Origin of the sequence: Streptomyces sp. HUAS TT11, assembly GCF_051553595.1 — a bacterium.
In the GTDB taxonomy this organism is placed as follows: domain Bacteria; phylum Actinomycetota; class Actinomycetes; order Streptomycetales; family Streptomycetaceae; genus Streptomyces.
This window is the reverse complement of the sequence record NZ_CP196184.1, coordinates 4703536-4730445: the sequence shown is the minus strand read 5'-3', so window position 1 is coordinate 4730445 and position 26910 is coordinate 4703536. Positions and strand designations below refer to the sequence as shown.

At 71.1% G+C, this 26910-nt stretch carries 24 protein-coding genes and 1 tRNA gene; 15 read left to right on the top strand and 10 right to left on the bottom strand.

Annotated features, from left to right (window positions below; genetic code table 11):
* Positions 1–142: 142 nt before the first annotated feature.
* Complete coding sequence (locus ACSHXN_RS21110) at positions 143–1615, bottom strand: S1C family serine protease (RefSeq protein WP_438303514.1); 1473 nt, start codon at positions 1613–1615, stop codon at positions 143–145.
* Positions 1616–1895: 280 nt separating this feature from the next.
* Here ACSHXN_RS21110 and ACSHXN_RS21105 point away from each other — a divergent pair, with 280 nt between their 5' ends.
* The 3 genes from ACSHXN_RS21105 (at position 1896) to ACSHXN_RS21095 (ending at position 4762) form a co-directional block, all read left to right on the top strand.
* On the top strand, positions 1896–2705 hold the full coding sequence (locus ACSHXN_RS21105; protein WP_355128540.1) for a glycerophosphodiester phosphodiesterase: 810 nt from the start codon (positions 1896–1898) through the stop codon (positions 2703–2705).
* A 104-nt stretch (positions 2706–2809) separates the two neighbouring features.
* Positions 2810–3442 carry an ATP-binding protein gene (locus tag ACSHXN_RS21100; RefSeq protein ID WP_355128542.1) on the top strand — a complete coding sequence of 211 codons (633 nt, stop codon included), beginning with the start codon at positions 2810–2812 and terminating at the stop codon, positions 3440–3442.
* A gap of 354 nt (positions 3443–3796) precedes the next feature.
* Positions 3797–4762, top strand: coding sequence for a DUF5926 family protein (locus ACSHXN_RS21095; protein ID WP_355128544.1), 966 nt, complete (start codon positions 3797–3799; stop codon positions 4760–4762).
* A gap of 254 nt (positions 4763–5016) precedes the next feature.
* Here ACSHXN_RS21095 and ACSHXN_RS21090 read toward each other — a convergent pair whose 3' ends face one another.
* The gene (locus ACSHXN_RS21090; protein ID WP_438303513.1) at positions 5017–5613 is read right to left on the bottom strand and encodes a hypothetical protein; all 597 of its coding nucleotides are present in this window, start codon (positions 5611–5613) and stop codon (positions 5017–5019) included.
* A gap of 55 nt (positions 5614–5668) precedes the next feature.
* A complete protein-coding gene (locus ACSHXN_RS21085) occupies positions 5669–6334 on the bottom strand; it encodes a bifunctional DNA primase/polymerase (protein WP_356108025.1) in 666 nt (221 codons plus the stop codon).
* A 480-nt stretch (positions 6335–6814) separates the two neighbouring features.
* Between ACSHXN_RS21085 and ACSHXN_RS21080 the strand changes: the two genes are divergently transcribed.
* The 3 genes from ACSHXN_RS21080 (at position 6815) to ACSHXN_RS21070 (ending at position 11355) form a co-directional block, all read left to right on the top strand.
* Positions 6815–8332 (top strand): PP2C family protein-serine/threonine phosphatase, encoded by a 1518-nt coding sequence (locus ACSHXN_RS21080; RefSeq protein ID WP_355794751.1) that lies wholly within the window; start codon positions 6815–6817, stop codon positions 8330–8332.
* Positions 8333–8432: 100 nt separating this feature from the next.
* The gene (locus tag ACSHXN_RS21075) at positions 8433–9890 is read left to right on the top strand and encodes an aminopeptidase P family protein (RefSeq protein ID WP_355794753.1); all 1458 of its coding nucleotides are present in this window, start codon (positions 8433–8435) and stop codon (positions 9888–9890) included.
* Positions 9891–9960: 70 nt separating this feature from the next.
* Positions 9961–11355 carry a PLP-dependent aminotransferase family protein gene (locus ACSHXN_RS21070; RefSeq protein WP_356108022.1) on the top strand — a complete coding sequence of 465 codons (1395 nt, stop codon included), beginning with the start codon at positions 9961–9963 and terminating at the stop codon, positions 11353–11355.
* A 131-nt stretch (positions 11356–11486) separates the two neighbouring features.
* On the opposite strand, the gene ACSHXN_RS21065 is transcribed toward ACSHXN_RS21070, so the two are convergent.
* Positions 11487–11933, bottom strand: a complete 447-nt coding sequence (locus ACSHXN_RS21065) for an ATP-binding protein (protein WP_355128554.1) — start codon at positions 11931–11933, stop codon at positions 11487–11489.
* A 254-nt stretch (positions 11934–12187) separates the two neighbouring features.
* Here ACSHXN_RS21065 and ACSHXN_RS21060 point away from each other — a divergent pair, with 254 nt between their 5' ends.
* The 9 genes from ACSHXN_RS21060 (at position 12188) to ACSHXN_RS21020 (ending at position 22212) form a co-directional block, all read left to right on the top strand.
* Positions 12188–13009: a hypothetical protein gene (locus ACSHXN_RS21060; protein ID WP_438303512.1), complete on the top strand. Its 822-nt coding sequence runs from the start codon at positions 12188–12190 to the stop codon at positions 13007–13009.
* A gap of 151 nt (positions 13010–13160) precedes the next feature.
* The gene (locus tag ACSHXN_RS21055) at positions 13161–13910 is read left to right on the top strand and encodes a YcnI family copper-binding membrane protein (RefSeq protein WP_355128558.1); all 750 of its coding nucleotides are present in this window, start codon (positions 13161–13163) and stop codon (positions 13908–13910) included.
* A gap of 105 nt (positions 13911–14015) precedes the next feature.
* Positions 14016–14687 carry an SCO family protein gene (locus tag ACSHXN_RS21050; RefSeq protein WP_355794761.1) on the top strand — a complete coding sequence of 224 codons (672 nt, stop codon included), beginning with the start codon at positions 14016–14018 and terminating at the stop codon, positions 14685–14687.
* Positions 14684–15142, top strand: a complete 459-nt coding sequence (locus ACSHXN_RS21045) for a copper chaperone PCu(A)C (protein ID WP_355794763.1) — start codon at positions 14684–14686, stop codon at positions 15140–15142. The genes ACSHXN_RS21050 and ACSHXN_RS21045 overlap by 4 nt, the downstream gene beginning before the upstream one ends.
* Positions 15143–15248: 106 nt before the next feature.
* Complete coding sequence (locus ACSHXN_RS21040) at positions 15249–17195, top strand: copper resistance CopC/CopD family protein (protein ID WP_383352812.1); 1947 nt, start codon at positions 15249–15251, stop codon at positions 17193–17195.
* 8 nt (positions 17196–17203) lie between these two features.
* Positions 17204–18574, top strand: a complete 1371-nt coding sequence (gene efeB / locus ACSHXN_RS21035) for an iron uptake transporter deferrochelatase/peroxidase subunit (RefSeq protein WP_438303511.1) — start codon at positions 17204–17206, stop codon at positions 18572–18574.
* Between the two features lie 78 nt (positions 18575–18652).
* Positions 18653–19585: a prephenate dehydratase gene (pheA, locus tag ACSHXN_RS21030; protein WP_355128566.1), complete on the top strand. Its 933-nt coding sequence runs from the start codon at positions 18653–18655 to the stop codon at positions 19583–19585.
* A 534-nt stretch (positions 19586–20119) separates the two neighbouring features.
* Positions 20120–21397: a serine--tRNA ligase gene (serS, locus tag ACSHXN_RS21025; protein WP_355128568.1), complete on the top strand. Its 1278-nt coding sequence runs from the start codon at positions 20120–20122 to the stop codon at positions 21395–21397.
* Positions 21394–22212: an HAD family hydrolase gene (locus ACSHXN_RS21020; RefSeq protein WP_355128570.1), complete on the top strand. Its 819-nt coding sequence runs from the start codon at positions 21394–21396 to the stop codon at positions 22210–22212. Before serS ends, ACSHXN_RS21020 begins: the two co-directional genes overlap by 4 nt.
* Before the next feature lie 48 nt (positions 22213–22260).
* On the opposite strand, the gene ACSHXN_RS21015 is transcribed toward ACSHXN_RS21020, so the two are convergent.
* The 6 genes from ACSHXN_RS21015 to ACSHXN_RS20990 all read right to left on the bottom strand — a co-directional run bounded on the left by ACSHXN_RS21015 (position 22261) and on the right by ACSHXN_RS20990 (position 26618).
* Positions 22261–22348 (bottom strand) — tRNA-Ser (locus tag ACSHXN_RS21015).
* 296 nt (positions 22349–22644) lie between these two features.
* On the bottom strand, positions 22645–22884 hold the full coding sequence (locus tag ACSHXN_RS21010) for a hypothetical protein (protein ID WP_355128572.1): 240 nt from the start codon (positions 22882–22884) through the stop codon (positions 22645–22647).
* A gap of 182 nt (positions 22885–23066) precedes the next feature.
* The gene (locus tag ACSHXN_RS21005; RefSeq protein ID WP_355128573.1) at positions 23067–23786 is read right to left on the bottom strand and encodes an ABC transporter permease; all 720 of its coding nucleotides are present in this window, start codon (positions 23784–23786) and stop codon (positions 23067–23069) included.
* Between the two features lie 10 nt (positions 23787–23796).
* Complete coding sequence (locus tag ACSHXN_RS21000; RefSeq protein WP_355128575.1) at positions 23797–24708, bottom strand: ABC transporter ATP-binding protein; 912 nt, start codon at positions 24706–24708, stop codon at positions 23797–23799.
* A 49-nt stretch (positions 24709–24757) separates the two neighbouring features.
* Positions 24758–25666: an ABC transporter permease gene (locus tag ACSHXN_RS20995; protein WP_059127356.1), complete on the bottom strand. Its 909-nt coding sequence runs from the start codon at positions 25664–25666 to the stop codon at positions 24758–24760.
* Entirely contained in the window at positions 25656–26618 is a 963-nt protein-coding gene (locus ACSHXN_RS20990) for an ABC transporter ATP-binding protein (protein WP_355128923.1), read from the bottom strand. The genes ACSHXN_RS20995 and ACSHXN_RS20990 overlap by 11 nt, the downstream gene beginning before the upstream one ends.
* Positions 26619–26910: the final 292 nt, after the last annotated feature.

Below are 26910 nucleotides of genomic sequence, written 5' to 3'. Positions count from 1 at the left end.
GGAGCCGGGCGCAGGCCGTCCCGTCCGGGGGTGCCCGGACCAGCGCAGAGGGGCCGCCGAACGGATCGGCGGCCCCTCTTGTCTGCTCTCTGTTCACCATCCGCGCAGCCCGTCACGGCCGGCCCCGCGCGGCCCGTCGGGATCAGCTGTCGCCGGCCCGGGAACCCAGGGTGAGTTCGACCGTGTGGGGCTTGCCGTCCCGCTGGTAGGTGATCGTGACCTTGTCGCCGGGCTGGTGGGTCCAGATCTCGCCGATCAGCGTCGGGCCGCTGTCGATCACCCTGTCGTCGAGCTTCGTGATCACATCGCCCGGCTTGAGGCCCGCCTTGGCCGCGGGACCGCCCGACTCGACCGCGGAGGAACCGCCCGCACCCTGGTCGGTGATCTTCGCCCCGCCCGTGGCCTCGTCCAGCGACACCGTGGCACCGATCTTCGCGTAGACCGGCTTGCCCGTCTTGATCAGCTGCTGGGCGACGTACTTCGCCTGGTTGATCGGGATCGCGAAGCCCAGACCGATCGAACCGGACTGCCCGCCGCTGCCGAGACCGCCGCCGCTCGACGACTGGATCGCGGAGTTGATGCCGATGACCGCACCCTGGGAGTCCAGGAGGGGGCCACCTGAGTTGCCCGGGTTGATCGAGGCGTCCGTCTGCAGGGCGCTCATGTACGACGCCTTGCTGGAGGAGCTCCCGTCGCTGGAGGCCACCGGACGGTTCGTCGCGCTGATGATGCCCGTGGTCACGGTGTTCGAAAGACCGAACGGTGCACCGATCGCGATCGTCGAGTCCCCGACCGCCACCTTGTCGGAATCGCCGAGCGCGAGCGGCTTGAGGTCCGACGGGGCGTTCTTGAGCTTGATGACGGCGACGTCGTAGCCCTGCGCGTGCCCGATGATCTCGGCGTCGTACTTCTTGCCGTTCGGGAACGTCGCCGTGAGCTTGCCGCCGTCGACCGCGTCGGCGACGACGTGGTTGTTGGTGACGATGTGGCCCTGGGTGTCGAAGACGAAGCCCGTGCCTGTGCCGCCCTGACCGTTGCTGCTCTCGGCCTCGATGGTCACCGTGCTCGGCAGCGACTTGGCGGCCACGCTCGCGACCGAGCCGTTGTCGCGCTTGACGTCGCCGCCGCTGGTGGCCGCGGAGACGGTGGTGGAGCCGCCGGAGTCGCCGTCCCTGGCCAGTTGGTAGCCGATGCCGCCGCCGACGCCGCCCGCGACCAGGGCGGCCACGAGGACCGCGGCGATCAGGCCGCCGCGGCCGTTCTTCGGCTTCGGGGCGGGCTGCTGGTACGAGGCTCCCCAGACGTCGCCCGCACCGCCGCCGCCCGCGTACGCGGGGGTGACCGGCGGAGGCGGCGGCCATCCCGCCGCGGCGGCCGACGGCGCCCCCGGCTGCCCCGGAGGCACCGGCGGAAGCTGAGTGGTGGGTGCGCCCTCGTGCTGCGGCGGTCCGTAGGCCGGGCCCCCGGCGGGCGGGCCCGCGTCCGGTGCCGGGCCGCCCGCGATCGGCGGGTGTCCTTCGTGGGCCCCTTCCGGCGCGGAAGCGGGAGCATCCACCGGCACAGGGGGTGCAGACGGGGCCGGGGGGACCGCAGTGCCCTCGTTCTCGGTGCTCACAGCTCTTCTCCTCGTTCCACGGCTGTCCTTCTCGGTCGCACTCGGCCACGCTCACTCACCCTGCGCGGCGCCGGGCGCGTTTCAGCTGTGCATGTCCTGTTGTACGCCGTCAAGCTTTTCCCACCGGGCGTCAGGGCACCATAAACCGTGGCTGTGGGTCCGCGACCTCTCTTTATACCGGACCTGTCCGAACAAAAATCTGTATACCCGACACCTCGCCGACGCCGTCACGTCGCCTTCCGACCACACACGCTCCTCGCGACGGTGACACCATGACGCGGTGACCCACGCACGACAGCACCTGGTCCAGGTCGTCGCCCACCGAGGAGCCTCCGAAGAGGCCCCCGAGCACACCCTGGCCGCGTACAAGAAAGCGATCGAGGACGGCGCGGACGCCCTCGAGTGCGACGTCCGGATGACCGCCGACGGCCACCTGGTCTGCGTTCACGACCGACGTGTCAACCGTACGTCCAACGGCCGCGGCGCGGTCTCCGCACTGGAGCTCTCCGACCTCGCCGCCCTGGACTTCGGCTCCTGGAAGAGCCGGGACGAGGAGCCCGACTGGGAGCGCCGGCCCCAGGACCCGGGGGACACCTCCGTCCTCACCCTGCAGCGTCTGCTCGAGCTCGTCGCCGACGCCGGGCGCCCCATCGACCTGGCGATCGAGACGAAGCATCCGACACGCTGGGCGGGCCAGGTCGAGGAGCGGCTGCTGCAACTGCTGAAGCGGTTCGGTCTGGACGCCCCCCAGTCGCCGGCCGAGTCGAGGGTGCGGGTCATGAGCTTCTCCGCGCGCTCGCTGCACCGGGTGCGGTCCGCCTCCCCCACGCTGCCGACGGTCTACCTCCTGCAGTTCCTGTCCCTGCGGCTGCGCGACGGACGGCTGCCGGCGGGTGTCCGGATCGCGGGCCCCTCGATGCGGATCGTGCGCAGCCACCCCGCGTACATCCAGCGCCTGAAGCAGGCCGGGCACCAGGTGCACGTGTGGACCGTGAACGAGCCGGAGGACGTCGATCTCTGCCTCGAGCTGGGCGTGGACGCCATCATCACCAACCGCCCGCGCGCCGTTCTGCAGCAGCTGGGCCGCTGAGCGGCGCCTTTCAGGGCCCCGTTGACGCCACTTCCGCAAGGGGCGGGATCCGGCCACACGCATACGGGGAGTGCACCGGCGCGTTCGGGCTGTGTTCGACCGTTATGAGTGCGTCAGCCCACATACACGGCCGGTTTCCGGTCCGGCCCGTCGGGGCATCCACTCGGTGGCGTGGGGCGAAGGAGGTCTCGGGGGTGGCGTTGGTGGTGGCACAGGAGGTGCCCACGTCGTCGAGCATGGCTGTACCCCATGGTCCTGCGGGCGTGGGGGAGGCGAGGCACCGCATGCGGGATCATCTGCGGACCGGCGGCGTCTCGGAAACGGTCATCGACGATGCCGTACTTATCCTTTCGGAATTGCTCAGCAATGCCTGTCGGCACGGCAGGCCGCTCGGCGGCAGCCTGGCAGGGGACGGGGACGTGCGCGTCGCATGGCGCGTCGACGCCTCGGGACGACTCACCGTCGAGGTGACGGACGGCGGGGGCCCGACCCGTCCGGTTCCCGCCACCCCCTCGGTCACCGCGCGCGGCGGCCGCGGCCTGAACATCATCACGGCACTGGCCAAGGACTGGGGCGTCCGGGACGACGTCCGCGGCGAGGTCACGGTCTGGGTCGTGGTCCAGGACGACGTCTGCTCGGCCCGTCGGCGCGAGGACTTCGCTACGCGCGTCACGGCGCCCTCCGTGTCGCAGATACCCGGGCTGGACTTCGCGGACGCGTTCGACGAGCTGGACTGAGACCGGGCGACCGGGACGAGGCGGCCGACCCGGTCGGGAGCGCCGGGCCGCGACCGGAACGATCCGGGCCGCCCCGCGCGCGACACGCGGACGGACGTCCGAGCGGAGATCCGTCGCGGGACGCACGGACACGGTGGCCAGGCCCTTGCACTCCCTTCCCCGACCAGGGCTCTTCGTATCGCGCGGACCTCATGTGCCGACCCCGTGAGACCCCGTGCGCACGCTCCCCGTCCGGTCCGGCGCACCCCCCTTCGGGGACGACTCGGTGCGTTGTCCACAGGATCCCGTCGCCCGTGGTCGGAGCGGCTAGGCTCGCGCCCGTACGAAACGAGCCGTAACCGGGAGACATCCACGATGGCCAAGAAGCGACCCCAGACCAAGGCCGAGCGCCCGGAGCTCACGGATGCCGAGATCCCGGTCGTCGGCGCCCGCGAGCCCTGCCCCTGCGGGAGCGGCCGCCGCTACAAGGCCTGCCACGGCCGGGCCGCCGCGCACGCGGTGACCGAGCTGGTGCACCGTCCGTTCGAGGGACTCGCCGGTGAGTGCGACTGGATCGCGCTGCGCGAGCTGGTGCCCGCGGCGACCGTCGAGCTCAACCTCAGGCAGGGCCTGCCCGAGGACGTCCCGTCCGTCGTGCTCGCCACGGTCCTTCCGATGGCCTGGCCGGCGCTGCGCCGGGACGACGGCACGGTCCTGCTCGGCCTGCAGAACGACACGGCGTCGGGCGACATCAGCCGCGACCTCGCGGACACCCTCGAGCGTGCCCTCGTGGCCGAGCCCGGCACCCCGGTGCAGGGCCGTCGCCCGTCGGCCGGCGGACCGCGACTGCAGGACCTGCTGGACCCGGAGGGCCCCTTCGAGCCCGTCGTGCACAGCGGCTTCGAGTTCTGGGTCCCGGACGCGCAGAACACGACGCCGGAGGTGGCCGCCTCCCTGGAGCGTGCCAACGAGGCCGCCATCCCCACCGTGAAGCTCGCCGGCGTGGACGCCGCGTACTGGTGCGAGACCCCCGACAAGAACCACCTGCGGTGGGTCATGCCGCACGCCGAGGAGCAGCTTCTGGACGCTCTCGCGCGGCTGCACGCGGCCGGGCAGTCGAGCCTCGGCGAGGGCACGCGCCTGGTCGGCTCCTTCCGTGCGCACGGACTCACGGTGCCGGTCTGGGACCTGCCCTCCGCGATGGGCGCCGAGGACATCGAGAAGCCCGCCGCCGAGTTCGCCGAGCGACTCGCGGCCGCCCTCGCCTCGAAGGAACCGCTCACCGCCGACGAGCGCCGGGCGCGCGGCGGGCTGACGAACCGGCAGGTGACGCTCAGCTGAGGCGAGACGTTCGCCACATCGAACGGTCGGCTCGCCCGGACGCCGCTGCGGGTGACCCCTGTCACAAGTCCCCCCGGCCACAGGCAAATCCGTGTCCGAATAGCCGAGATCGAATTTGCGAACCGCCGATCTCTTGTTACCGTTCCAGTAGCCCGGTTGCTGGTGCATCCCCCGTCGCCAGCAACCGGGTCTTTCCATGTCCGGCTCCGGGTCACCGCCCGCATCGGCCTCAACTGCCGTGCGAGGCCGTCGCGTTACAGACCGTGCGCACCGACCTCGCTGCCGGAGCGAAGCAGCAGCGGTCCCTCCCCGTCGTCCGCGGCGAACTCCGCGACCGCCGAGTACGCGATCGCTTCGCCGGCCAGAGGCCGCCGCGGCGTCTCGCAGCTCTCCGGGTCGTCGCCCGCGGCCACCACGCAGTGAATCTGGACACTGCGGCCGTTCGGTCCCATGAAGCTCAGGACGGACCTCAGTTCCTGGCCCGTGGCATTGCGGTAGTACGTGCGCGCCCAGGCCTCCCGGCCCTGTGTCATGACACAGGTCTGCGCCTCGATCCCGTCCACGGACGAGAGTTGGGGACCGCAGTGGGCGGCGGTGGTGAGACCGGGACCCGGCTGCGGGGAGTGGACGGAGACCGGACGCTTCTCCTCCTCGGGCACGGGCGTGCGGATCACGTCCTGATCGCCCTCGCCGACCGACCCCGCGGACGCCACGGCGAGCGGAAGCGCGACCACGACCGCGACCGCGCCCATGAGGGCGAACAACCGGACCCTGCCGGCGTCGGACCGCTCGCGGACCCACGAGCCCGCTCCCCGCGCCCGTCTCCCGTGTCCACCAGGGCGAATCAGCATGGATCGAAGATATCGACGGATCACGGGCGCCCGGTCCGCCGCGCACCCGAAACCCCTACAACTCGGGCGCGCTCACACCCGTACGAGTGAGGGCTTCCACAACGGTGTCCACGACCGCCTCCACGTCCGGGACCCAGGGCGAGGCGGAGCCGGGCAGCGGCGCCCGCTCCCAGCGGATCTCCCCGTGACCGGTCTCGGAGGGAGGCAGCGCCAGATAGCCGCCCTCGCCGTGGAAGCGCAGCGACCCGGGGACGAAGTCCTGTGCGTACAGCAGCTCGCCCAGCTGCTCCATGGAGTAGGGCGCCACCAGGATCGCCCAGCGGTGCGGCGCCGCGACGACCGGGCCGAGGCGGATGCCCTTCCGGTCGAGCGCGGCCAGGGCGCGTGAGGCCGCGAGGGCGGGCAGGCTCACGGCACAGGGCGCCCGGCCGCCGGTGGCCAGCACAATGGGTGCGGAGGGCCGGTTGGTCCACCACCAGCGCACCATGCGCTCGTCGGCGGTGGCCGCGAGCAGCCCGGGATCGAACGGGTGCGCTCCTGGCACTGTGCACTCGGGGTCCGGGCATCCGCAGCGGGCCCGCCCCTGCGGGTCCGGTGCCACACCCGGGAGAACCGGCCACTGCCATTCGGTCGCGAAGGTCAGGGCCGCGCTGATCGGCTCAGGCCTGCCGTCGTTCCGCCTGGACAAGAGCCTGCGTCGCCTTCCGAGGATCTCGCGCATGAGCGCTCGTTCCTTTCCGTTGCACGCCTGGCAACACCGAGGTCCACATCACACCATGTGTCGATCACTTCACTGTGCGTACCTACTGGCGCATCACTCCCTTGTCCTGGACAAGGGGAACCCCTATGGGCCGAGCCTTGGCTGCGTCCGCGTCCCACTGTGCCCGTCACAAGGATGGGCATGGCGCGGGGTGGCGGCACCTGGCGATTTGCCGTCCCGCTCTTGCTCGCCGCCTCCGCCAGGGGAGGATGGGGCTTGGTCGTCGGTGGCTAAGACGCCCGGGTCCGCCGCCAGGTTCCGGGTAGCCCCCAACCACCCCTGGCCTTCACCGAGTACGTACCCATCACGACCGCTGTGACGCTCTGTCGAACAAGGCCAGTCGACCGCAATAAGGGGCTACCCGAGGCAGTTTTGAGCCAACTTTACTGTTCCTCAAGAGAGTAGGAAGACCCTGCGGACACCAGGAATCCCGGCAGGACAATGCTGGACATCTCCTCACAAGTGCGTGTACATGTGGAGACACCGCTAGCGGCGCAGATTGACATGGGGGTTTGCGATGCTATCGAGCACTTTGCACCGGTTCGAAAGCCGGTCACCATGAACGCCCCTCACCCTCCGAAAGTGGCCGGAATCGATTCAACGGTTCCGGCCCCCGCACACACTGTCGCGCCCGCGACGGCCACCGTGGGCGTCCCACCGGACACCCCGGGCGTCCCCGTCGACCCGGGTGCCGTCCTCCAGGACCGTCTCGCCGGCTGGGTGTCCGATCTCACGACACTGCACGAGCTCACCGAGCGCCTGGCCCGCACCGACACGCTGGCCGGCGCGCTCCAGGAGCTGCTGCGGGCCGGAGCCGCGCTCGTGGGCGCCCGGCGCGGTCTCGTCGTGCTGGAGCCGCGCGACGGTCTGGGACCGGACACCACCGTCGGCCTGGGCCTGGCCCGCGCCGACCTCGGGCACATCGAGACCGTGCCGCGCGGTTCCATGTCGTACGGCAGGATCCTGGACGGACTGCCGGGCGGCGAGCGTGAGATCGCGCAGCCGGACCTGTTCTCCGAGGTCGGGCTCGACCCCCGCCACCGCGAGGTGGCCGCCCGGCTCGGGTACGCCGCCAGCTACGCGCTCCCTCTGTCCGGAGAGGCGGCCGGCCGGCTCGGCGCCGCGGTCTGGTTCTACGACGAGCCGGCCGAGCCGGTGGAGCGCCAGCGCCACCTCGTCGGCCTCTACGCCCGCTACGCCGCCGAACACCTGGCGCGGATGGTCGAGATCGAGCGCACCCGCGTGTGCACGGCGACGATCGTCGAGGAACTGCTCCCCGCACGGCTGCCACGGGTCGCCGGCGTCCAGCTCGCCGCCCGGCGCCACACCGGTCCGCGCGGCGGCGGCGACTGGTACGACGCTCTGCCGCTGCCCGAGGCGGCGCTCGGCCTGGCGGTCGGCTCCGTCACCGGCTCGGGGCCGAGCGCGGTGGCCGCGTCGGGCCGGCTGCGCGCCTCACTGCGCGCGTACGCGGTGATGGAGGGCGAGGATCCGGTCGCGGTCCTGTCGGACCTCGAACTGCTGCTGCGACTCACCGAGCCCGCCCGCTCGGCCACCGCCCTGTTCGCGTACTGCGAACCCGCGCTGCGCAAGCTCACCCTCGCCGGGGCCGGGCACAGCCCGCCCCTGGTGGTCGGACCGCGCCGCACGGAGTTCGTGGAGACCTCGCTGTCGGCACCCCTCGGGATGCTGGCCTGCTGGGAGGCGCCGAGCATCGAGGTGACGGCCGAGCCGGGCGAGACCGTACTGCTCTACACCGACGGTCTGCTGCACCGCACCGGCGACCCCATGGACCGTGCCTTCGCCCGGCTGCACGCGGCGGCCGCGAGCGTGCCGCGGCCGGTGCGGACGGACCCGGGGGCGATCGCCGACCACGTCCTGCGGTCGGTGCTCCCGGACGGGCTCGACCAGGCGGACAGTGCGGAGGACGTGGTGCTGCTGGCCGCGCGCTTCGAGTGAGGGCGCGACCGCCTTCGGTAACAGGCCTTCCCGCCTGGGGCCCCCTTCAGTGCGACCGTACGATGGATGAGGCCCAGTGCCGTATCCAAGGAGGATGACCGTGGCGGACGAGCTCACCCCGGAGACCCCGGAAGAGACCGAAAAGCCGATCAAGCAGCGCAAGAACGGCCTGTACCCGGGCGTGTCCGACGAGCTCGCCGAGAGCATGAAGTCCGGCTGGGCCGACACCGAGCTGCACGACCTGCGGCCGATCGCCCAGGCCGCCGAGACGGCCGCCCGCCGTGCCGCGCTCTCCGCGCGTTTCCCGGGCGAGCGCCTGGTGATCCCCGCGGGCAACCTCAAGACCCGCTCGAACGACACGGACTACGCCTTCCGCGCCTCCGTCGAGTACGCGTACCTCAGCGGCAACCAGACCGAGGACGGCGTGCTCGTCCTGGAACCGACCGCCGACGGCCACACCGGGACGCTCTATCTGCTCCCCCGCTCCGACCGTGAGAACGGCGAGTTCTGGCTGTCCGGCCAGGGCGAGCTCTGGGTCGGCCGCCGCCACTCGCTCGCCGAGGCCGAGCAGCTCCACGGCATCCCGGCGTCGGACGTGCGGAAGCTGCCGGAGAAGCTGAAGGAGGCCACCGGCCCGGTCCGGCTGGTCCGCGGCTTCGACGCCGGCATCGAGTCCGCGCTGCATGACAAGGTGACCGCCGAGCGCGACGAGGAGCTGCGTGTCTTCCTCTCCGAGATGCGGCTGGTCAAGGACGACTTCGAGATCGGCGAACTGCAGAAGGCCGTCGACTCGACCGCACGGGGCTTCGAGGACGTCGTGAAGGTCCTCGACAAGGCGGAGGCCACCTCCGAGCGCTACATCGAGGGCACGTTCTTCCTTCGCGCGCGCGTCGAGGGCAACGACATCGGCTACGGCTCCATCTGCGCGGCCGGCCCGCACGCCTGCACGCTGCACTGGGTGCGCAACGACGGCCCCGTCCGCTCCGGCGACCTGCTCCTGCTGGACGCGGGCGTGGAGACGCACACCTACTACACCGCCGACGTGACCCGCACACTGCCGGTGAACGGCACGTACAGCGAGATCCAGAAGAAGATCTACGACGCCGTGTACGAGGCCCAGGAGGCCGGCATCGCGGCGGTGAAGCCGGGTGCCAAGTACCGCGACTTCCACGACGCCGCGCAGCGGGTGCTGACCGAGAAGCTGGTCGAGTGGGGGCTCGTCGAGGGGCCCGTGGAGCGTGTCCTGGAACTCGGTCTGCAGCGCCGCTGGACCCTGCACGGCACGGGCCACATGCTCGGCATGGACGTCCACGACTGCGCCGCCGCGCGTGTGGAGACGTACGTGGACGGCACGCTGGAGGCCGGCATGGTGCTCACGGTCGAGCCCGGCCTGTACTTCCAGTCGGACGACCTGACCGTCCCGGAGGAGTACCGGGGCATCGGCGTCCGCATCGAGGACGACATCCTCGTCACCCAGGACGGCAACCGGAACCTCTCGGCGGGCCTGCCCCGGCGCTCCGACGAGGTCGAGGCGTGGATGGCCGCGCTGAAGGGCTGATACGGGAGCCGATGGCCGGGTACCGAAGGAAGGTACCCGGCCATCCGCATGACGTACGGGGGGATTTCCGTTGGTCGGAGCACCTGCGTCCGCGGACGCGTTCTGGTCCGGCGTCGGCGTCGACCTGCACCTCGAACCGGACGCGGCGGACGGTCGCCGCGCCGGTCTGGAGCGGGCGCTTCGGGACGCCGTGCGGGACGGCCGGCTCGCGCCCGGATCGCGGCTTCCGGCGACCCGGAAGCTCGCCGCCGAACTGGGTGTCTCCCGGGGCACCGCGAAGGCGGCGTACGACCAGCTGGTCGCCGAGGGTTATCTGACGGCGCAGCAGGGCTCGGGCACCCGGGTCGCCGCGCTTCCCGCGCAGGCGCCCGTGCGGGAAGCGGTCGCACCGCACACGCGTGCCCCGCGTCTCGACCTGCGGCCCGGCAGTCCGGATGTCGGCGCCTTCCCCGCGGCGGCCTGGTTGCGGGCGCTGCGCCGCGCGATCGCGACCGCGCCGTCCCTCGCGTACGACTACGGCGATCCGCGCGGCCGTATCGAACTGCGCACGGCGCTCTCCGGCTATCTGGGCCGGGCCCGGGGCGTGCCGGCGCCGCCCGAGCGGATCGTGATCACTTCCGGGTATGTGCAGGGGCTCGCCCTCCTCACGCGTGTGCTGGACGGCGCGTCGATCGCCATGGAGGATCCCGGCCTGCCGTTCCACCGGGACGTGGTGCGGCACAACGGCGGTGGCGTGGTCCCGCTGCGGGTCGACGAACGGGGTGCTCGCACCGGGGATTTGACGGACGAGGCGGCCGTGGTGGTGACTCCCGCGCATCAGTACCCGACCGGGGTCACGCTGCACCCGGAGCGGCGCCGGGCGCTGACGGAGTGGGCACGCGCGCGGGGCGGACTGGTCGTCGAGGACGACTACGACGGGGAGTTCCGCTACGACCGGCAGCCCGTCGGTGCGCTCCAGGGGACGGCGCCCGACCACGTCGTCTATCTGGGCACCGCCTCCAAGACGCTCGGTCCCGCACTGCGCCTGGGCTGGATGGTGCTGCCGCCGCACCTGGTGGACGCGGTGGCCGACGCCAAGCTGCACAGCGACCACCACACCGAGACCATCGGCCAGTTGGCCCTCGCGGAACTGGTCGACAGCCATGCCTACGACCGGCACATCCGCGCCTGCCGGCTGCGCTACCGGCGCCGACGCGACCAGCTCCTCGACCGGCTGGGCACGCGTCGCCGCGTCCGGGGGATCGCGGCCGGTCTGCATGCGCTGGTCGACGTCCCCGACGAGGAGGCGGCGGTGGCGCGGGCCGAGGCGGAAGGGCTCGCGGTGGGGCGGCTCGGCGACCACTGGCACTCGGTGGGCGAGGGACGGCCGCAGGGCCTGGTCGTCGGGTACGGAACGCCGCGGGAGCGGTCGTATCCCGAGACACTGGACGCCCTGGGACGGGTACTGGACCACCTGGACGTCTGACGGGTCCTCCGGAGGGCCGGGCGCGGTCCGTTCCCCGAAGATCACGTCTCCGCCGCTGCCGACCGGCGTGGCCCTTGCGATCGGCGCGCCAGCACGTCCTCTCCGACTGCGCACGGCACCGTGCCGACGCGCTATACGGCCACCAGCGGGGCGTCCTTCTTCCACTTGAGGATCTTGTCGAAGCTCACCACCGCACCGCCGCGGTCCGGCTTGTTGCCGATGTGGACGTGATCGGCGAGTTGCTCGATCAGGCACAGTCCACGGCCGTGCTCGGCGTCGGTGCGGGCCGGGCGGATCGCGGGACGGGACCTGCCCGTGGGAAAGCCGGGCCCCGAGTCGGTGACCTCGATGCGGCACGTCTCCCCGTCGAGATACGCCGTGACCCGGTACGCCTCGCCGTGGGCGGCGCCGCCGCCGTGCTCGACCGCGTTGGCGCAGGCTTCGCTGAGGGCGACGGAGAGGTCGTAGGAGATGTCGGGGTCGACTCCGGCGGTCTCCATGGTGCCCATGAGGAGCCGCCGGGCGAGCGGCACGCTCGCAGCCTCGCGCCGCAGATGGAGTGACCACCAGATGCTCATGCTCCAGCCTCCTGGCCGCGGCTCGACATACCGTTACGTATTGCCACGACTGCCCGCGTGCAATCGCCCGTTGGACGAGATCCCGCTCGATCGGCGGATGCGCCCGTGCCGTGCGCGGGTGTAAGGAGTGGGCGCGGACGACATGAACGCAGCAGAAGGCGATCTTCCGGATCACTCCTCCGATAACCGCATGGATGCCACCTTGCGGACCTGCTGTACGGAGCCCGCGGGGCCAGTGGGATGATGAGGCCGCCATGAGTGCCCCTCGTCAGCGCACGGCGCGCACCGGACACGAACTCCGGATCCTGCGGGCCGCGGTGTTCGCCGCGGTCTGCGTCGTGCTGGCCGCCGCGGGGCACGCGCTCGCCTCCTGCGCCACGGTTCCGCTGTGGACGCTGGGCGCCGGGTTCCTCGGCGTGTTCGCCGTCGCCGCCACGCTCGCCGGACGGGAGCGCTCGCTACCTGGTATCGCCGCGGTCCTCGCGGTGGGCCAGGCCGTCCTGCACACCCTGTTCGGCCTGGGACAGTCCTCCGGTGCCATGTCGATGACCTCGAACGCGATGTCCGCGCCCGACGCCACACTCGTGGCGCGGGCCGCACACATCATGTGCGGCGCCACGGCGGCGACGATCTCCCCGGCACAGGCGCAGCGGATCCTCTCCGATGCGCAGCTCGGCCCGGGGTCCGACATGGCCGCCATGCACGACCCGGCGGACGCCCTGTCGACCGCAGCCGGCTCGTGGTGGTCGATGCTGCCGTCCGTGCCGATGCTGATCGGGCACGTACTCGCCGCGGTCGCCGCGGGCTGGGTGCTGCGCCACGGTGACATCGCACTGCTGCGGCTCATGCGGCTGTCCGCGCACGGAGTCGCGGAGGGGGCGCTCGTCCGGTCCCTGCGATCGGCGTTCACGCTTGTGCGCGCCCTGCTGGCCGGGCTCCCCGAGGCGCCCGAGGCGTGGACCCGCGCGCCACGCGCCTCCCTTCTCGTCCCGCCGAAGCAGCGGACGAGAGCACTGCAGCACACGGTGATCCGGCGCGGACCGCCGTCCTCCACTCCGCACGTCCTCGCTGCCTGAACACGACGCGCCTCTCCACTCGTTCCTCCGGAAGGGCTGCCGTCGTGCAGCACGCGTGCGCGCCCGTGCCGTGCCACACCCGTGGTCACGGCTGCATCCGCGCACCGCTCCTCCCAATGGACTCACACTCGAAGTGGAGTGCTCTTACGCCATGAAGGCCATCAAGGGTTCCCTGAAGGCTTCGCGCCTCGCCGTCGCAGGTGCCGCCGCCGCGTCGGCCCTTCTCGTCCTGTCCTCGCCCGCTTTCGCACACGTCACCGTGCAGCCCGAGGGCGAGGCCGCCAAGGGCGGCTACGCAGTCGTCGACTTCAAGGTCCCGAACGAGCGCGACGACGCCTCGACCACCAAGCTCGAGGTCAACCTCCCCGCCGACCACCCGCTGGCGTCCGTGATGCCGCAGCCGGTCGACGGCTGGACGGTGCAGGTCACCAAGTCCAAGCTCGACAAGCCGCTCACTCTGCACGGTGAGCAGATCGACGAGGCCGTCACCAAGGTCACCTGGACCGCCACCGGCAAGGGCATCGAACCGGGCTACTTCCAGAAGTTCCCGCTCTCGGTCGGCCGACTGCCCGAGGACGCCGACCAGCTCGTCTTCAAGGCCCTGCAGACGTACTCGGACAAGGACGTCGTCCGCTGGATCGAGGTCCAGAAGGACGGCCAGGAGGAGCCGGAGAACCCGGCCCCGGTGCTCGAGCTGGCCTCGGCTTCCGCCGCGGGCCACAACGGCAGCCAGGCCGAGGACGCCTCCGCCGCCTCGGCCGGCAAGGAAACCGCGGCCGTGACCTCCACCGGCGGCAGCGACACCACCGCCCGCGTCCTCGGTGTCGTGGGCATCGTCGTCGGCGCGGCGGGTGTCGCGTACGGCGTCATGGCCGGCCGTCGGCGCAGCACCGAGGCCTGAGGTACCACTCGCCTCCGGGCACGCGCGGGGATCGTGCGCCATCGCCGTGGCGCGCGGCGCACGGTCCCCGTGCACACCGGAGCACTCACATCTGGGACGTTCTCCATGCTCAAGAAGACGCTCGCCGCGGCAGCCCTCCTGGCCGCCGCCGCGTTCACCCTCTCCGCCTGCGGCTCCGGCGACGGCGGGGACAAGCCGATCGCCGTGGTCTCCGCGGAGTCCGGATCGGGCAAGGCCGCGACCGTGCTCGACCAGCCGTTCGAAAAGCCGGATCTGGTCCTCACCGACACGCACGGCAAGAAGTACGACCTGCGTGCGCAGACCAAGGGCAGGCCGACCCTCATCTACTTCGGCTACACCCACTGCCCCGACGTCTGCCCGCTGACGATGAACAACCTCGCGGTCGCCAAGAAGGAGGTGGAGAAGGACAAGCAGCTGACCCCGGCGCAGAAGGAGTCGCTGCGGATCGTGTTCGTCACCACCGACCCCGAGCGCGACACACCGTCCGCGCTCGGCGCATGGCTGAAGGGCATCGACCCCGATGTCGTCGGACTGACCGGGGACTTCGCCACGGTCCAGGCCGGCGCCCGCTCCATCGGCATCAGCATCGAGCCGCCGAAGAAGGAGAAGGACGGCAAGATCGTCTCCTTCCACGGCACCCAGGTCATCGCGTTCTCGCCGAAGACCGACGCGGGTTATGTGGTGTACGGCGAGGACGCCACCGTCGACGACTACACCAAGGACCTCCCCAAGATCATCAAGGGGGAGAACCCGTGAACCACCGCCCCGTCCACCTCGCCGTGGTGATCGCGGCCGGGCTGGTGCTCGCGGGCTGCGGCACGGGCTCCTCGTCGTCCTCCGAGCCCGAGCTGAAGGTCACCGGGGCCTACATGCCCGCCCCGCCCACCGGCGATCTCGCGGCCGGATTCTTCGTCGTCTCCAACTCCGGTGGTGCCGACACCCTCACCTCCGTCACCAGCCGGCTCGCCGGCGACGTCACGCTGCACTCCACCAAGGACGGCGTCATGGAGGAGGAGAAGTCCTTCGCCGTGCCCGCGGACGGCCGGCTGGACTTCGAGACCGGCGGCAACCACCTCATGTTCGAGAAGCTCACCCACAAGCCCGAACAGGGCGAGAAGGTGTCCGTGCAGCTGCACTTCGCAAAGTCCGGAACGGTCACGGTCGAGATGCCGGTGAAGTCGCCGACGTACACCCCTGAGACCGGGCACTGAGAGAGGGATCACCGTGACGCAGGCCACCGCTCCCACCGGACACGTCCAGGGCGGCATCCGCGCAAAGTCCCCCCGCACACCGCGGCTCCGGGGCGTCCTGGCGCTGATGGCGCTGCTGCTCGCCGTGGCGGGCACGCTGTTCGGCGGGGCCGCACCCGCCTCCGCCCACGCCGCGCTGCTCGGCAGCGACCCCGCACAGGGATCGGTGGTCGACAAGGCGCCCACGCAGATCACGCTCAACTTCTCCGAGAAGGTGGCCCTGTCGGACGGGTCCTTCAAGGTCCTCGACCCCAAGGGACAGCGGGTCGACACCGGCAAGCCGGCCGAGCTGACCGGGACGATGTACGGCGTGAAGGTGCGCCCGGGTCTGCCCCGCGGCACCTACACGGTCACCTACCAGGTGGTGTCCGCGGACAGCCATCCCGTCTCGGGCGCCTTCACCTTCTCCGTCGGGGCCCCGTCCGCGACCACGGTCTCCGCCTCCGGCCAGACCGTGGGCGGCGGGGTCGTCGGCGGACTGTACGGGTTCGCGCGGTATGTCTCGTACGCCGGGTTCATCGTCCTGATCGGCGGCGCCGCCTTCGTCCTGGCCTGCTGGCAGCGGGGGGCCGGAGTGCGGGCGGTGCAGCGGCTCGTGGTCTCCGGGTGGGTGGCGCTCACCTCCGCCACGCTCGCGCTGCTGCTTCTGCGCGGCTCGTACACCGGCTCGGGGAAGGTCGCCGACGTCTTCGACCTCTCCCTGGTCGGGCAGGTGCTCCAGACCAAGGCCGGCGCCGCCCTCGTCTCCCGGCTGCTGCTGCTCGCGGCGGCGGCCCTGTTCATCGCGGTGCTCTTCGGGGCGTTCGCGAGACGGGACACGGACGGTGAGGAGACGGCCGGCGAGGCGAACGGGTCCGGGGGCCGCAAGGGCGCGTCGGGCGGCGACGCCCTCGACGCGGAACGGGCGGCCACGAAGCAGGACCTCACCTTCGGACTCGCCGTCGGCGGCTTTGTCGTCGCGGCCGGTCTCGCGGCCACCTGGGCGATGGCCGAACACGCCTCGACCGGTATCCAGACCGGCCTCGCGATGCCCGTCGACATCCTGCACCTGCTGGCGGTCGCCGTCTGGCTCGGTGGTCTCGCGACGATGCTGGTCGCGTTGTACCGCGTACCGTCGATCGAGAAGTCGGCCGTCCAGCGCTTCTCGCGCGTCGCCTTCGCAAGCGTCGTGACCCTGGCCGCGACCGGTGTGTACCAGTCCTGGCGTCAGCTCGGCTCCTGGTCGGCGCTGACCGGTACGGCGTACGGACAGCTGCTCCTCGTGAAGGTCGCGCTGGTCGCCGTCCTGCTCGGCGTCGCCTGGATCTCACGGCGCTGGACGGCCCGGCTCGCGGACGTGCCCGCGGCGAAGGCGCAGCGCACGACGCAGAAGAAGCGAGTGGCGGCGAAGGCGGCGGCCAAGGGCGGCGGCTCGAACGCCTCCCGGAAGGGGGCTACGGGAGCCTCCGAGCGCACCGCCCAGCTGGCGAGGCAGCGCGCCGCCGTGGCCGCCGCGCGGGCCAAGCGGCTCCGTGACGCCGATCCCGCCCGTTCCGGGCTGCGCCGCTCGGTGCTCACGGAGACGGCCGTCGCCGTCGTCGTGCTGGCCGTCACCACCGCGCTGACGACCACCGAACCGGGGCGCACGGAAGAAGTGGCCAAGGCCGCCACCTCCACCGCGGCGCAGCGGTCGGGACCCCTGTCGCTGAAGCTCCCCTTCGACACCGGCGGCCAGGACGGCAAGGGCACCGTCGAGGTCACCCTCGACCCGGCCCGTGTCGGCGCCAACGAGATGCACCTCTATGTGGTGCGCCCGAACGGCAGGGCCTTCGACGTCCCCGAGGTGAAGGTCGCCTTCACCCTCGAGGCCAAGAGCATCGGCCCGCTGCCCGTCGTGCCCGACCGCATCGCCACCGGGCACTGGTCGGCGAGCGGGGTGCAGATCCCCATGGCGGGCGACTGGAAGATCGCCGTGACCGTGCGGACGTCCGACATCGACCAGACAAGCGTGAGCAAGAACGCGAAGATCGGCTGAACGACACCATGGCTGAGCAGTCCACACCCGAGGCGTCCTCCGAGGGCATCCCTTCCCAGAGCACCGAGCGGGGTCCCGCCACGAAGGACGCCCCCACGCGGCGCCCGTCCGGACGGAGCGCCCCGGGCGGCGCCGTCGCGGACGGCGCCGCCTCCACCGGAGTGATCTCCAGGCGCCGGCTGCTGGGCACCGCCGGTGCCACCGGGCTCGCGCTGGGCGCGGCGGGCGCCGCCGCCGGATACACCGCGGCGCCCGCGGAGTCGGAGAAGACCGCGCCCCTGACCTCGCTCGGTACGGGCCGGGTGTCGTTCCGGGGACGGCATCAGCCCGGCATCGTCGACGCGGCACAGGCCCGAGGTCATCTCCTCGCCTTCGACCTGGCGCCGGGCGCGGGCCGCACCCAGGCCGCCGCCCTGCTGCGCCGCTGGTCGGCCAACGCCGAGCGGCTGATGGCGGGCGAGCCGGCCGGGCACGACGACACAGGCGTCGCCCGGGACGCGGGACCGTCCTCCCTGACGATCACCTTCGGCTTCGGCCACAGCTTCTTCTCCCGCACGGGGCTGGACGGCCGGCGTCCCGCCGCCCTGGACCCGCTGCCCGATTTCTCCTCCGACCACCTCGACACCTCCCGCAGCAACGGCGATCTGTGGGTGCAGATCGGCGCCGACGACGCGCTGGTCGCCTTCCACGCCCTGCGGACGATCCAGAAGGACGCCGGTGACGCGGCCCGGTTGCGCTGGCAGATGAACGGCTTCAACCGCACCCCGGGCGCCACCGCCCGCCCGGCGACGGCCCGCAACCTGATGGGCCAGATCGACGGCACACGTAACCCCAAGCCGGCCGAGACCGACTTCGAGCAGCGCGTCTTCGTCCCCGGGTCCGGCGATCCGGACTGGATGGCGCACGGCTCCTACGCCGTCGTCCGCCGCATCCGCATGCTGCTCGACGACTGGGAGAAGCTCTCGCCCAGAGCCCAGGAGGACGTCATCGGCCGCCGCAAGTCCGACGGGGCGCCGCTCAGCGGCGGCACCGAGACCACCGCGATGGACCTGGAGAAGACGGCCGCCGACGGCTCGCTCGTGGTGCCCCTGACCGCGCACGCGCGCATCACCCGCCCCGACCAGAACGGCGGCGCGGCGATGCTGCGCCGCCCGTTCTCCTTCCACGACGGCTTCGACGCCGACGGAACGCCCGACGCGGGCCTGCTGTTCATCTGCTGGCAGGCGGACCCGGTGCGCGGCTTCGTACCGGTGCAGCGCCGGCTCGACCGGGGCGACGCGCTGTCGGAATACATCCGCCACGAGGCGAGCGGACTGTTCGCCGTGCCGGGGGGCGCCGCGCCGGGCGAGTACGTGGGACAGCGGCTGCTGGAGGGCTGACCGCCGGCAAACCCGCCCCGCGGGCCCCGCGCGCCCGGATACGGGCCGCGGCCCGACGCGGCCCACTAGGGTGAGGACATGCCAGCGAGCTATGCGTATCTCGGTCCCGAGGGCACCTTCACCGAGGTCGCCCTGCGGACGCTGCCCGAGACCGCGACCCGGGAACTGGTTCCCATGGTGTCGGTGCCCGCGGCGCTCGACGCCGTGCGCAACGGCGAGGCGGAGGCCGCGTTCGTACCGATCGAGAACTCGGTGGAGGGCGGCATCACCACCACGCTGGACGAGCTGGTGGCGGGCGAACCGCTGATGATCTATCGCGAGGCGCTTCTCTCGATCACCTTCGCGCTCCTGGTCAGGCCGGGCACCACGCTCTCCGGGATCAAAACGGTCACCGCGCACCCGGCCGCGCAGCCGCAGGTGCGCAACTGGCTCAAGGCCCATCTGCCGAACGTCGTCTGGGAATCGGCCGCCTCGAACGCGGACGGCGCCCGTCTGGTCCAGGAGGGCCGCTACGACGCCGCGTTCGCAGGTGAGTTCGCCGCGGCGCGCTACGGCCTGCAGGCGCTGGAGACGGGCATCCACGACGCGGAGAACGCGCAGACGCGGTTCGTGCTGGTCGGCAGGCCCGCCCGCCCGGCGGCACCCACGGGCGCGGACAAGACGTCCATCGTGCTGTGGCAGCGCGACGACCACCCCGGTGGGCTGCGTGATCTGCTGGGCGAGTTCGCCGTGCGGGGTGTCAACCTGATGCTGCTCCAGTCCCGCCCGACCGGCGCCGGTATCGGCAACTACTGCTTCTGCATCGACGCCGAGGGCCATATCTCGGACCGGCGGGTGGCCGAGGCGCTGATGGGACTGAAGAGGATCTGCCTCCAGGTCCGGTTCCTCGGCTCCTATCCGCGCGCGGATGTCGGTCTTGACGACGTCCGTACCCCGTTGCCGGGGACGTCGGACGGCGAGTTCATGTCGGCGGCCGACTGGGTGGCACGTTGCCAGGACGGCCGGTTCTAGACTGGCGGGGCCATGGCATTCGGTCTTACCTGCAGATTTTCGCTGTCCACAGAAGTTATCCACAGGTTGGCTTCTCGACCTGGGGACAAGTCGACAACGTGGCATCAGAGGGTCGACAAATCTCTCTAAAGGCTCCCATCCGTCCACCGCCGCGTCTGCAACAGTTGTCCACGTGTTTCTTTTGATCACCCCTTTCGAGTGACCCGTTTACCACCGAAAGTGCAGCTAGTTCGGATTTGTACAGGGAATTCTCCCCCGTGGGCGCGACCTTCGAAATGATCATTTCCGGAGTCCACAGATCTTCCGCACAGGCTGTGGATAACTCCTGGGTGACTGTGGATGCCTGTGGACAAGCGCATCCCAAATCCCGTTCCCCTCGGGGAAGTCGGGTCAATGCACCACTGCCGGAGTACACCCTTCCGAGGGGCGGCGACCGTTTTCTTGACACGTAGCGCAATTCCCCCATAACGGTCCAAGTGCCGCGAGTGCGAAACACAGTCGTGAGACGGATCTGCGCACCGGTAGCCTTGAGGGGTGATTGACCTTCGCCTGCTCCGTGAGGACCCCGACCGTGTTCGCGCCTCCCAGCGCGCCCGTGGTGAGGATGTCGCGCTCGTCGACGCCCTCCTCTCCGCCGACGAGCGGCGCAGGTCGTCCGGCGTCCGCTTCGACGAGCTCCGTTCCGAGCAGAAGACGCTCGGCAAGCTGATCCCGAAGGCCTCCGGCGACGAGAAGGCCGGTCTGCTCGAGAAGGCGAGCCGACTCGCCGCGGACGTCAAGACGGCGGATGCCGAGCAGCACGAGGCCGACGAGGAGACCAAGCGGCTCCTCCTCCAGCTGGGCAACCTGGTGCACCCCGACGTCCCGGTCGGCGGCGAGGAGGACTTCGTCGTCCTGGAGACGCACGGCACCGTCCGCGACTTCGGTGCCGAGGGCTTCGAGCCCAAGGACCACCTGGAACTCGGTGAGGCGCTCGGCGCGATCGACGTCGAGCGCGGCGCGAAGGTGTCCGGCTCGCGCTTCTACTACCTGACGGGCGTCGGCGCGCTGCTGGAGCTGGCACTCGTCAACGCCGCGATGGCGAGGGCCACGGAGGCCGGGCTCACCCCGATGCTGACGCCTGCCCTGGTCCGGCCGCGCGCCATGGAGGGCACGGGCTTCCTCGGCCAGGCCGCCGAGAACGTGTACCACCTGGAGAAGGACGACTTCTACCTGGTCGGCACCTCCGAGGTCCCGCTCGCCGCGTACCACATGGACGAGATCATCGACGCGGAGAAGCTTCCGCTGCGCTACGCGGGCTTCTCTCCCTGCTTCCGCCGCGAGGCCGGTACGTACGGCAAGGACACCCGGGGCATCTTCCGTGTGCACCAGTTCGACAAGGTCGAGATGTTCTCGTTCGTCGACCCCGAGGACGCGGAGAACGAGCACAAGCGGCTCCTCGAGTGGGAGAAGGACTGGCTGAACGCCCTCGAGCTGCCGTTCCAGGTCATCGACGTGGCGTCGGGCGACCTGGGCGCGTCCGCCTCGCGCAAGTACGACTGCGAGGCCTGGATCCCCACCCAGGGCAAGTACCGCGAGCTGACCTCGGCCTCCAACTGCGACAGCTTCCAGGCCCGCCGCCTGTCGGTCCGCATGCGGGACGGCAAGAAGGTGCAGCCGCTGGCGACGCTGAACGGCACGCTGTGCGCCGTACCGCGCACGATCGTGGCGATCCTGGAGAACCACCAGCTGGCCGACGGCTCGGTGCGGGTGCCGGAGGTCCTGCGCCCCTACCTGGGCGGCCGGGAACTGCTGGAGCCCGTCGCCAAGTGAGTACGGCCGAACCCGCCGGAATCCCGTACAGGCTGATCGCGACCGACCTGGACGGGACCCTGCTGGGACCCGACGAGACGGTCTCGCGGCGCACGCGCGAGGCGCTCGCCGCGGTCACCGCGGCGGGCGCGGCGCACATCGTCGTCACCGGGCGCGCCGTCCCCTGGACCCGCCACATCCTCGACGACCTCGGCTACCGGGGTCTCGCGGTGTGCGGCCAGGGTGCGCAGGTGTACCACGCGGGGGAGCACCGGCTGCTGACGTCGCTGACGCTGGACCGGCAGATAGCCGGTCTCGCCCTGGCGAAGATCGAGGCCGAGGTGGGCCCGCTGCTGCTGGCCGCCAGCCGGGACGGACTCGACGGAGAGGTCCTGATCGGTCCCGGCTACCGGGCCCATGAGGGCCCGCTTCCCTACCGGCCGATGCACGACGCGGCGGACCTGTGGTCCGCGCCGCTGAACAAGGTGTACATCCAGCACCCGACGATGGGCGACGACGAGCTGGCCGAGGCGGCGGAGCAGGCGGCCGGCGGACTGGTCGGGGTGACGATGGCGGGAGAGGGCATAGTCGAGATCCTTCCCCTGGGCCTGAACAAGGCGACGGGGCTGTCGCTGGCGGCGCGGCGCCTCGGGGTGAAGGGTGCGGACACGATCGCCTTCGGCGACATGCCGAACGACATCCCGATGTTCGCGTGGGCGGCGCACGGCGTCGCCATGGCCAACGCCCACGCGGACCTCAAGGCGGTCGCGGACGAGGTGACGCTGTCCAACGAGGAGGACGGCATCGCGGTCGTACTGGAGCAACTGCTCGCCTAGGGCCGGCGGGCCGTCGTACTCGGTCGGGTCGTCGGTGGTGTCGTCGTGCGGAGGATGCGCGGATCGAACGCGCGCGGGCCTTCAGGACCCGATCACGGCTTAGCAAGCCGGTGCCTTACCACTCGGCCAATCCTCCGGGTGGGCGGCCCGCGCGAATCCACTCGCGCGCTCGAAGCGGCCGCCCCGGGCAGCTCTGTACACGGTCGGGGCTCGACGGAGGGCTAACTGCTCCGGAGTCCGCCGCGGCTGCCCTGCAGGGAGCAGGACGGACTGTCGTGCATGGACATCGCCCGGCTCCTCTCCCAGAATGTGGCGCCGGTCACCGGCGTCGTGGACATCACTACTGTGCCGGGCAACCGAATCGGGCGCCACCGAATAAATCACGTCGGCCTGTGGCCGAACCGCGCCGTTCGTGCGGCGCGGGCGCAGCCGCTACCGGCGCCGCCACCTGCGGCGGCGCGCCTTGCTGAAGAACCAGCCGGCGGGCGGCTCGTCGGAGCGCCACGGCTGGGGGTCGGGCGCCTGGGCGCGCCAGCGAGCCGCCAGCATCCGGGCGCGCGCGGACTGCTCCGTCGTGGGCGCGGACCGTATGAAGTCCTCGTCGAACACGACGCCGTCGAAGCCGTCCCCTGCCTCGCCCGCTCCATCTCCTTGAGGTGCCTGCGCGGCCATCCCCGTTCCTTTCCACTGCACATCCCCTTTGCCCAAGTGTGCATGGGTAGGGGTGAAGCCGCTGTCAAGAATGCGTTCGAAATGGCGGGCCCGACGATCCGGCGGCGGAACGCGTCGGGGGGCACGGCCGCGGTGCGGGCCGCGCCCCCCGGGGGGCGCCGGGCCTCCGCCCGGCGATCCGCCTACTCCTCGCCCGCCAGCGTCAGCGTCCGCAGCTTCCGTCCCGCGTACCAGGTGGCGGCCACGGTCACCACGACCAGCAGCACGGTCGCGGTGGGCAGCGTCACGTCCGAGGTGACGAGGGAGCTGTCGGAGACCTTGTGCGCGACGGCGAGCGCCCACTGCTGGACGCTGAGCGTGCGCGCCCCGGAGACCAGCGAACCGAAGAGCGCCTCCCAGACCAGTGCGTACACCAGGCCGAAGACCACGGCGTGCCGGCTCACGGTGCCGAGCAGCAGGAACAGCGCCGCGTACGCGATCGAGGCGACCAGCGCGGCCACCGTGTAGGCGACGGCGATCTGCTGGCCGTTGCCGTTGAGGATCATTCCCGCGACGAACGTCGGCAGCGCCGAGAACGCCATGGTGACCGCGATCGCGACGATCAGCTTGGTGAAGATGATCGTGGGCCGCTTCACGGGCTTGGCGAGCAGGTACACCACCGAGCCGTCGTCGATCTCCGGCCCGATGGCGCCGGTGCCGGCGATGACGCCGATGATCGGCACCATCGTGGCCAGGGCGAAACCGCCGAGGACGTCGTGGGCCACCTGGTCGTCGGCGCCGGTCAGCGCCCGGACGACGGCGGAGATCACGATCAGCAGGACGGGCAGTGCGCCGAGAACGAGGGCACGGCGGCGGCCGAGCAGGCCCCGGTAGGTGAGCCGGGCGACTGTGGGGTCGTACATCTTCGGCCTCCTACGCCGCGACCAGATACGAGAAGACGGACTCGAGGGACTCGTCGGACGGCGAGACCGTGAGCAGCCGGATGCCGTGCTCGCGCGCGACCTTGGGCAGCAGGGCCGTGAACCGGCCGAAGTCCACCGCCTGGATGCGCAGCGCACCCTCGGCGAGGTCGACCTCGATACCGGCCGTCGACGGGTCGGCGATCAGCGCGGCGGCGAGCGTCCGGTCGTCGCTGGAGCGCACGAGGTAACGGTGCGGGCGGTCGGTCATCAAGCGGCGGATCCTGCGGAAGTCGCCGCTCGCCGCGTGCCGTCCGGCCACGATCACCTCGATGTGCGAGGCGAGTTGCTCGACCTCCTCGAGGATGTGCGACGAGAAGAGCACGGTGCGGCCCTCGGCGCCCATCCGCCTCAGCAGGTCCATCAGCTGCATGCGCTGACGCGGGTCCATGCCGTTGAACGGCTCGTCGAGCAGCAGCAGGGACGGATCGTGCACCAGCGCGGACGCCATCTTCACGCGCTGGCGCATGCCCTTGGAGTACGTGGAGATCTTCCGGTCCTGCGCGTACTCCATCTCGACCGTGGCGAGGGCGCGTGCCGCGGCCTTCGCGCCGAGACCGTGCAGTTCGGCGTTGGCGACGACGAACTCGCGTCCGGTCAGGAAGTCGTACATCGCCTCCCGCTCGGGCACGATGCCGATCTGCCGGTAGATCTGCTCGTTGCGCCACACCGGCTGCCCGTCCAGGGTGACGGTGCCGGTGGAGGGGGCGAGGAAGCCTCCCATCATGTTGATGAGGGTGGACTTCCCGGCGCCGTTGGGGCCCAGCAGCCCGGTGACCCCGGGGCCGATGGTCATGGTGACGTCGTTGACGGCGACCACATTGCCGAACCAGCGCGAGACGTGGTCGATGGAAAGAGTGCTCATGGGCGCAGCCCATTCCTTGGGAGGGTGGTGGCGGGCGACGGGCGGGAGATCACAGTCCGACCTTTCGGTAGCGGCGCATCAGCAGTCCGTAGCTGCCTGCGACCAGTCCCAGGACGACGAGGAGATGGACGATGCCCTGCGCGGCGGAGGGTCCGTGTCCTCCGGGATAGGAGGAGGTCGCGCCCAGGAAGGCCGTCTGCACACCGTCGATGAGCGTGACGGGCGAGAACAGACCCATCCAGACGATGGCGTTGGAGTCGCCCGACTGCGCGTCGGCGATGGCCTGGATGGTGGAGACCGCTCCGTAGGAGATGGTCAGGACGGCGATGACCGCCGCGATCCCGAATCCGCGCCGGGGTGTGGCCGCCGCGATGACCAGGCTGATCCCGGCGAACAGCAGGGAGAGCAGGGCCACGGAGACCAGCGCCTGGGCGAACCCCTTGGTCTGGTGCTCGAAGTCCAGCTTCGCCAGCAGTGCGCCCACGTAGAGGACCAGCAGCGGTGCGGCCGTGAGGATGAACATCGCCGAGGCCAGGGCCGCGTACTTGGCGCGGACGTAGTCGGCGGTCTCGATGGGCCGCGAGAAGTACAGCGGAACGGTCTTGAAGCGCAGGTCGCGGGAGACCGACTGGGGTGCCTGCGAGGCGACGTACAGGCCGATGATGGCCTGCATGATGATCGCGTACCGGGTGTACTCGACGGGCAGGTCCTTCGCCTTGGTGGCGACCGCGACCGCCACCATGATCAGCGCGGGCGCGCACATGACCACGAACAGCAGCATCGGCAGCACCTTGGACTTCACCGACCGGCCGAGGCCGTAGGCGCCGCGCAGGGACTGCGAGTACAGCGAGCGGCGCGCGTAGGCGCGGCCGAGTCGCGGGCCGTCGTAGTTGCGATAGCCGATGTTGTGGATCCGGGTCTGCTCGGCGCCACGGGCCGTGGACTGCTCAACCGCCATGGCCGATCGCCTCCTTCCGCTGCTCGTCGCTGTCCTTGAAGACCTCTGCGATCTGGTGCCTGCGCTGCTCCATGCGGACCAGGCCGAGGCCCAGCTCGGCGACGACGTCCCGGACGAGGTCGTACGTCTGCTCGCCCTCCGCGGTCAGCAGCAGGATGTGGCCGGCGCCCGGCAGACCGCTGCTGTCGTGGGTGGTCACCCCGCGCGCCAGGAGCGCGTCGCGGACCGCTCCGGTGCCGTCCGGGTGCTCGTCGGTGTCGGTGACCTCGATCGCGAGGGTCGTGGTGGTCTGGGTGAAGTCCCGGGTGGAACTGGAGCGCAGGAGCTTGCCGCCGTCGATGACGACGACGTGGTCGCAGGTGCGTTCCAGCTCGCCCAGCAGATGGGAGGTCACCAGGACCGAGATGCCGAAGTCGGTGTGGACGCGGCGGATCAGGCCGAGCATCTCGTCGCGGCCGACCGGGTCCAGGCCGTTGGTCGGCTCGTCCAGGAAGACCAGTTGGGGATCGTGCACCAGGGCCTGGGCGAGCTTGACGCGCTGCTTCATGCCGGTCGAGTAACCGCCGATGGGGCGGTAGCGCTCCTCGTACAGGCCGACATGGCGCAGGGTGTCGGCGGTGCGCTCACGGGCGGCGGCCGGGGGCAGTCCGGACATGCGCGCCATGTGGACCACGAACTCGGTGGCCGACACGTCGGGCGGCAGGCAGTCGTGCTCCGGCATGTACCCGACGCGCTCGCGGATGGCGCCGCCCTTGGTGGCGACGTCGAGTCCGAGCACTTCGGCTCGGCCCTCGCTGGCGGGGGACAGACCCAGCAGGATCTTGATCAGTGTGGACTTGCCGGCTCCGTTGGCACCGACGAGTCCCGTCACACCGGGGCCGACGTCCACGGAGAGCCGGTCAAGCGCGGTCACCCTGGGGAACCGCTTGCTCAGGCTTTCGGTCGCGATCACAGTCACATCCCCGAAGGTAGTGACACAGCCCATGCGGGTCGTCAGACCGCAGAGCCGTCTTGACATCAGCCTCCAGTCGTACGGGTCCTTAGGGGTCCCCCTCAAGTCGAACCCGCCGGCGGCTCCGCGCCGGCGGAAGTACCGCTATTGACGAAATCTCTAACAACTGCGAGATTCGCCGATGTCACGTTACGGGCACGTAGCGCAATCGCCGGGGCCCGAAGCGTGTCGCGGGGACGGCGGTGGCGCGCGAACTCGCGGCGGGGTTCGGGGCGGAGCCGCGGCGTGCGCG